At 41.7% G+C, this 6983-nt stretch carries 5 protein-coding genes and 1 pseudogene; all 6 read left to right on the forward strand.

Annotated elements, in window-relative coordinates:
- Nucleotides 1-105 precede the first annotated feature (105 nt).
- The 6 genes and pseudogenes from hemE (at nucleotide 106) to hemL (ending at nucleotide 6880) form a co-directional block, all read left to right on the forward strand.
- Nucleotides 106-1206 (forward strand): uroporphyrinogen decarboxylase, encoded by a 1101-nt coding sequence (hemE, locus tag IIC38_19265; protein MCH8128066.1) that lies wholly within the window; start codon nucleotides 106-108, stop codon nucleotides 1204-1206.
- Nucleotides 1207-1236: 30 nt separating this feature from the next.
- The gene (gene hemN / locus IIC38_19270; protein MCH8128067.1) at nucleotides 1237-2634 is read left to right on the forward strand and encodes an oxygen-independent coproporphyrinogen III oxidase; all 1398 of its coding nucleotides are present in this window, start codon (nucleotides 1237-1239) and stop codon (nucleotides 2632-2634) included.
- A 69-nt stretch (nucleotides 2635-2703) separates the two neighbouring features.
- Nucleotides 2704-2913 (forward strand): annotated as a pseudogene (locus IIC38_19275) (four helix bundle protein).
- Between the two features lie 120 nt (nucleotides 2914-3033).
- Complete coding sequence (gene hemH / locus IIC38_19280) at nucleotides 3034-4062, forward strand: ferrochelatase (protein MCH8128068.1); 1029 nt, start codon at nucleotides 3034-3036, stop codon at nucleotides 4060-4062.
- A gap of 81 nt (nucleotides 4063-4143) precedes the next feature.
- On the forward strand, nucleotides 4144-5562 hold the full coding sequence (hemG, locus tag IIC38_19285) for a protoporphyrinogen oxidase (GenBank protein ID MCH8128069.1): 1419 nt from the start codon (nucleotides 4144-4146) through the stop codon (nucleotides 5560-5562).
- Nucleotides 5563-5581: 19 nt separating this feature from the next.
- On the forward strand, nucleotides 5582-6880 hold the full coding sequence (gene hemL / locus IIC38_19290; GenBank protein MCH8128070.1) for a glutamate-1-semialdehyde 2,1-aminomutase: 1299 nt from the start codon (nucleotides 5582-5584) through the stop codon (nucleotides 6878-6880).
- Nucleotides 6881-6983 lie beyond the last annotated feature (103 nt).

The following is a 6983-nucleotide window of genomic DNA, read 5'->3' on the forward strand; positions in this document are numbered from 1 at the left end:
TGGAGTTTATTTGTTATTTGGTAATTCAATTCTCTTTTCTGGTATCACCAACTACGATAGGCTTATTATTATTATCTAATTGGAAAATATAAACCTTCTAAAATTATGAGTATATTTCAAAGTTTAACCAAGCCATCTAAAAAGTCCAGTCCCGACTTTTTAAATAGCAGGTTCTTACGAGCTTGTTATCGGAAGACGACAGATGCCACGCCGATCTGGCTGATGCGACAAGCGGGGCGGTATATGACTGAGTATCGAAACATGCGACAACGCTTTGGCATTTTAGAAATCATCAAAAATCCCGAATTGGCCTGTGAGGTCACAATGCAGCCTATAAACGCCTTCGACCTGGATGCAGCTATTATTTTCGCCGATATCTTACCACCATTAGAAGGTATGGGATTGAACTTGGAGTATACAAAGGGTGAAGGTCCGGTAATCGACAATCCCATTCGTACAATTACGGATATTGAGAATTTGCGAGTTTCATCCCCTGTTGAAGTTTTGTCATTTACTCTTGAGGCCATCAAACTGGTTCGTCGGGAATTGGATGGAAAAAATCTACCACTCATTGGATTCAGTGGTGCGCCTTTTACGCTGGCATGCTACGCTATTGAAGGCGGCAGCAGTCGCAATTACCTGCGTACAAAAAACATGATGATTGGTGAACCCAAAGCCTGGCATCAATTAATGGAAAAAATGTCGATTGTAGTTGGCCAGTACCTGCTTGCGCAAGCCCAGGTTGGCGCACAAGTGCTCCAGGTTTTCGATAGTTGGGTTGGCGAACTCAGTCCATCCGATTATCTTGAAAGGGTGGCGCCCTATACTCGAAATGCCATTGAAATAGCCAAAACGGCAAATGTGCCAATCATTCATTTTGGCACGAACACAAGCGGCATGCTGGAACTGATCAAAGAGACCGGCGGCGATGTAATTGGTGTTGATTGGCGCATTAACCTGGATGATGCCTGGCAGAGGTTGGGTGACGATGTAGCTATTCAAGGGAATCTGGACCCAGCAGCTCTTTTTGCTCCATGGGAAGAATTAAAGACAAAAGCCCAAAAGGTGTTGGAACAGGCAGCTGGTAAACCTGGACACATTTTCAACCTGGGGCATGGCATCCTGCCCGAGACACCAGTTGATAACGTGAAGCGATTGGTTGATTATGTTCATGAAGCTTCGATGAATAAAACTCAATGGAATTAAGCAGTTACCTAATAAGGAGTACAGTACTCAATGAACGAACGAAGTAATTTTGAAGTCGATCTGGAATTGCTGGAGAAATATAATCAGCCTGGACCCAGGTATACGAGTTACCCAACCGCGCCCCATTTCAGCAGCGATTTCGGGGCTCAAGATTTTTATAATGAGATTGTGGAAACCAACCAAAACGGCAACTTAACCGACTTATCGCTCTATTTTCATCTTCCATTTTGCAAGTCTCTATGTTATTTCTGTGCCTGTAATGTTATCATTACTCAAAATCCCGAGCGAATCGATGATTATTTAATCTATTTGAAAAAAGAGATCGATCTTGTCAGCAAACTGATCAATCCCAGGCGTAAAGTAGTGCAGTTACATTGGGGTGGAGGCACACCTACCTATCTTGATCCGAACCAAATCACGGATATTTTTAGTTATATTACAGATCATTTCAATTTTTCCGATAGCGCCGAAATAAGTATAGAGATCGATCCCAGGGGTCTTTCTCAAGATTGCTTGTCTACATTACGGAACGTTGGTTTTAACCGGGTTAGTTTTGGTGTGCAGGATTTGGATGCAAAAGTACAGGAGACAGTGAATCGAATTCAACCGGAATCGTTGAACCGTGAGGTGGTGAAGCAAAGCAGGGAGTTAGGATTCAATTCCATCAATATCGATCTAATTTACGGTCTTCCGTACCAGACTGTGGAATCATATAGCAAAACCCTTGATAAAATTATTGATATTTCCCCTGATCGCCTGGCTGTGTTCAACTATGCGCATGTCCCATGGTTAAAGAAACATCAAAAGTTGATACCGACAGAGGCTCTTCCCGAACCAACCGAACGACTGAAACTGCTTAAGCTGATCATCGATAAGCTGACTGAATCAGGCTATGTCTACATTGGTATGGATCACTTTGCCAAACCCGAGGACGAATTAACCAAAGCCTTAAATGATCATACCCTCTATCGTAATTTTCAGGGATATAGCACCTATGCAGAGGCTGAGATCTACGCTATGGGCATCACCTCGATTAGCCAGCTGAACAGTATGTATGCCCAAAATTCTAAAGGAATGAAAAAATATAAACAAGCATTAGATCAAGGAAATATTCCAACCCATGTTGGCTATCGTTTGAATGATGACGATAAACTGCGTCGTTTTGTTATTATAGAACTGATGTGCAATAATCGAGTGCTAAAACCGGAGGTTTGGGATCGGTTTGGTGTGGACTTTGACGAATACTTTTCCGACTCCATCGAAAAGTTGGATGAGTTTATTCAGGATGGTCTGATTATACTTCAGCCCGATCGTTTACAGATTACCGAACCGGGCCGTTTGGTTATTCGCAATATTGCCATGGTATTCGACGCTTACCTCGGTGAGAATCAACTGGCAGAAAAGCCTGTTTATTCCATGACGGTTTGATTTGAACAGCCAATTTATTATAATCTATACTGGTAACTATTCAGCTATTGGCATCCCGACGCTTCGGGATTGGCAGAAAGGCTTCCTGTTGAAGAGAAATACGGGTTAAGAAGTCAAATCTGTCGTTCGGCTGTATCTATATTGTTGAGGGTTGTAACCGAAACAGTCAAATAGATTTCAAACGATTTTTAGAAATTGCTTTAGGTTCATCATTTGAATTGGAAACTCAAATTAATCATCATTGAAGAGATATCTTTAATCCCAACAAAAGATAGTTAAGTGATTATGGATCAGTTAAATAGTGAACAAAAATGAGTAACAATCTCAGTAAGCTAATGGCCAACAGCTAAAAGCTAATGGCTGAATAGTTACCTATACGGTTAAATCAAGAATAGTAAAATGAATAATCGAGGAATTCTCTTAGTCAATTTAGGGTCACCGGACTCGACATCGGTTAAGGATGTCCGCAAATACTTACATCAATTTCTAATGGATAAACACGTGATCGATACGCCGTATCTTGTTCGAAAAATGATTGTTGGTGCTTTTATTCTTCCTTTCAGACCAAGGCGATCCGCTGAAGCTTATCGTAAAATTTGGTGGGAAAATGGTTCTCCGCTGATTGTAAATAGTCAAAAAGTTCATCGACTTCTGCAAGAAAAACTGGATGAGCCAGTTGAACTAGCCATGCGTTATGGCAATCCCTCGATTTTGCAAGGGATGCATAACTTATTGAAAAATAATCCAAAACTAGCAGAAATTTTCCTGATCCCTCTTTATCCTCATTATGCCATGGCCACAGTGGAGTCTGTTTTGGTGGAAGTAAAAAAAACCATCACTAAACTCAATTTAAAAATCGATCTTAACGTTCAACCTCTTTATTATGACAATCCAGACTACATTCAAGCGCTTGCGGCGAGTGCAAAAGCATATTTGAACCGGGAATTTGACCATCTACTCCTCAGTTATCATGGACTCCCGGAGCGACATCTCAAAAAATCAGATCCAACTGGCCAGCATTGTTTGATCAAAGAGAACTGTTGTGAAATTTCTTCCATTGCTCATAACACCTGTTACCGACACCAGGTTTTCAGAACAGCAGATCTTTTGACGAAGGAATTGAATATTCCACGGAACAAGTATTCCATTTCTTTCCAATCGCGCTTGGGAAAAGATCCATGGCTGAAACCATTTACCGATGAGGAATTACGGCTTCTTCCTGCAAAAGGGGTGAAAAAGTTGTTAGTGATTTGCCCCGCCTTTGTTTCAGACTGTCTGGAGACCCTGGAGGAAATAGAGATCGCAGGAAAAAAATTATTCCTGGAGGCCGGAGGAAAGGAGTTTCAAATGATCCCTTGCATGAACGATCATCCATTGTGGATTGATACCTTGCAAAAGTGGTGTTCGGAACCGGTAGAATTATTATAGGATAATCTAATAATTAATTTGACGGTACAAAATGGTTACATACTGTGAAGCAAATAAAGATGAAAGTTTAGTTCTTATAACGTGCCTAAAAACTTAAAAACCGACGTATTGATCATTGGAGCCGGTATATCAGGTTTGGCGACTGCTCACTTTCTCGAAAACCATAATGTTCAAGTTAATATTTTAGAAAAGGAATCCTATTCGGGAGGAAATATCCGAAGTCAACGGATGGAGAGCTTCCTGGTAGAATATGGCCCCAATAGTACTTTAGACACAACACCTCTGCTTCATCAATTATTGATTGATTTGGATATTGAAAATTTTGTGGAATATGCCAAACCCAATGCAAAGAAACGTTATATTGTCCGTAATGGACAGCTAAATGCACTCCCGATGGGTCCCCTGCATTTCTTAAAATCAGATCTTTTTTCAAAATCAGCAAAATTACGATTACTGAAAGAACCATTCATTTCACCATCGAATACAAACAAGGAAGAATCACTGGCAGATTTTGTCAAACGTCGTCTCGGACAGGAATTCCTCGATTATGCTATCAATCCATTCGTGGCGGGAGTTTATGCCGGTGTTCCTGAGAAACTCAGTGTCCGGAGCGCATTTCCCAAGCTGTATGAATTGGAGCAAACCTATGGCAGCCTCTTTAAAGGAGCTATAGGCGCGGCCATAAAGCGGCGTAAAAGTAATGAGACCTCCAAACAAAGGGCGAGGTTATTCTCGTTTCAAGACGGGATGCAGACGATCATCGATGCCCTTGTTAAGCAGTTTTCCAATAGAATTTATACCGATTCAAAGATCGACTTTATCCGAAAACAACATTCCGGGTTTGAAGTAGCTTTTAGATCGAATAATGAATTTCACTCAATCCGTTGCAGCTCATTACTATTTGTCATCCCCACTCATAGTTTTGCTGAATTAAACTTTGAATTTGATTTTCCAATTCGAAACCAATTGAACCAGGTATCCTATCCTCCGGTTACGATGGTATTTTTTGGTTATCACGAAAATCCAGCCAAGATTCCTTTAGATGGTTTTGGTTTTTTGATTCCTGAGAAAGAAAATCGCAATATTCTGGGAACAATTTGGAGCTCTACCTTATTCTCAAACCGCGCTCCAACAGGAGGTGTTGCGCTTACAACCTATATCGGTGGCAGCAGGCAACCGGAGAATGCATTAAAACCTAAAGAGCAAATCATTAATATGGTTGAGCAGGATTTACAAGATCTGATGGGGATCGATAAGAAGCCAGACTTTGTAGAAATCAAACGTTGGGATAAAGCGATTCCCCAGTACAATCTTGGCCACCAAGAAATTATAGATTCGATAGAAGCGTGTGAGAAAGGGTATCCCGGACTTTATCTTTCCGGGAATTTCCGTGGTGGCATATCCGTCGGAGATTGTGTCAAACAAGCCAATGTTATGAGTGAACAAATTGCATCAGATCTAAAAATTCATACAGACTCGCTTAAAACTGAAACCATTTAACAAAAAGATATAAAAACAAATGAACATAGAAAAGTCGGAATTCCTTTTTAGCAAAGCATTGCAACTCATTCCAGGTGGAGTGAATAGTCCTGTTCGGGCATTCAAAAGTGTCTCTGGCACTCCATTTTTTGTCGATCGCGGAGAAGGTCCCTATTTATGGGATGTAGATGGAAACCGCTACACGGATTATGTATTATCCTGGGGACCATTAATTTTAGGTCACGCTTTCCCTGCTGTTGTTTCAGCATTGCGTGAGACATTAGATCGTGGTACCAGTTATGGAGCACCGACCCATGTGGAGAGCGATCTTGCGGAATTGATTATTAATGCGATTCCATCGATCGATATGATCCGGTTTGTCAACAGTGGGACAGAAGCAACGATGAGCGCCCTGCGATTGGCTCGAGCCTATACTAAACGATACAAAATAATAAAGTTTGCCGGCTGTTACCATGGCCATGCGGATATGTTGTTGGTGCAGGCCGGAAGCGGTGTAGCCACATTGGGTTTGCCGGATTCTCCGGGTGTTCCTCCCGCTAGTGTGTCTGATACTCTCATCGCATCCTATAATGACATCCACTCTGTTGGAACTCTCTTCGATCGATTCGCCGGTCAGATTGCTGCGGTTATAGTTGAACCTATAGCAGGGAATATGGGATTTATTAAACCGGAGCCCGGGTTTTTACAAGAGCTACAAGATATTTGCCACAAAAATGATTCACTTTTCATTTTGGATGAGGTGATGACCGGGTTTCGTGTCAGCATGGGTGGTGCGCAAATACTATTTGAGTTAAATCCTGATTTGACCTGTCTGGGCAAGGTTATCGGCGGTGGATTACCGGTTGGCGCTTATGCAGGGAAAAAAGAAATCATGCAGCACGTGGCACCATCCGGAGAGATGTACCAGGCGGGTACTCTTTCGGGAAATCCTTTGGTAATGACGGCGGGGCTGGCAACTTTGAAGTTGTTATCGGCTTCCACGATGTTTGAAGAAATTAGCGTTAATACCAGGAAGTTAACGGATGGCATACGAGAAATCGCTGCAGAGTCGAATATTCCTATGCAAATCGGCCAGGCCGGAACAATGTTTGGATTTTTCTTTTTGAAGGAACCCGGTGTAAAGATCACCGATTATGAAAGCGCAAAAAAATATGCTGATACGGACAGATATGCGAAATTCTTCCACACCATGCTGGCCAATGGGATTTACTTTGCTCCAAGCCAGTTTGAGGCTGGATTTCTCAGTAGCGAACATTCAGGATCGGAAATTTCAATAACGTTAGATGCAGTAAAAGAAAGTATGTCCCATTTGAACTAAGTATATAAAAACATAATTACTGTAACGTATTAAAATTGTACTTATCAATATTATTAAACCTCCCCTACCCCCTCCTTAAACAAGGAGGGGAAATTCCTCCCCT

It is taken from the genome of candidate division KSB1 bacterium (assembly GCA_022566355.1).
Lineage (GTDB): Bacteria > Zhuqueibacterota > JdFR-76 > JdFR-76 > DREG01 > JADFJB01.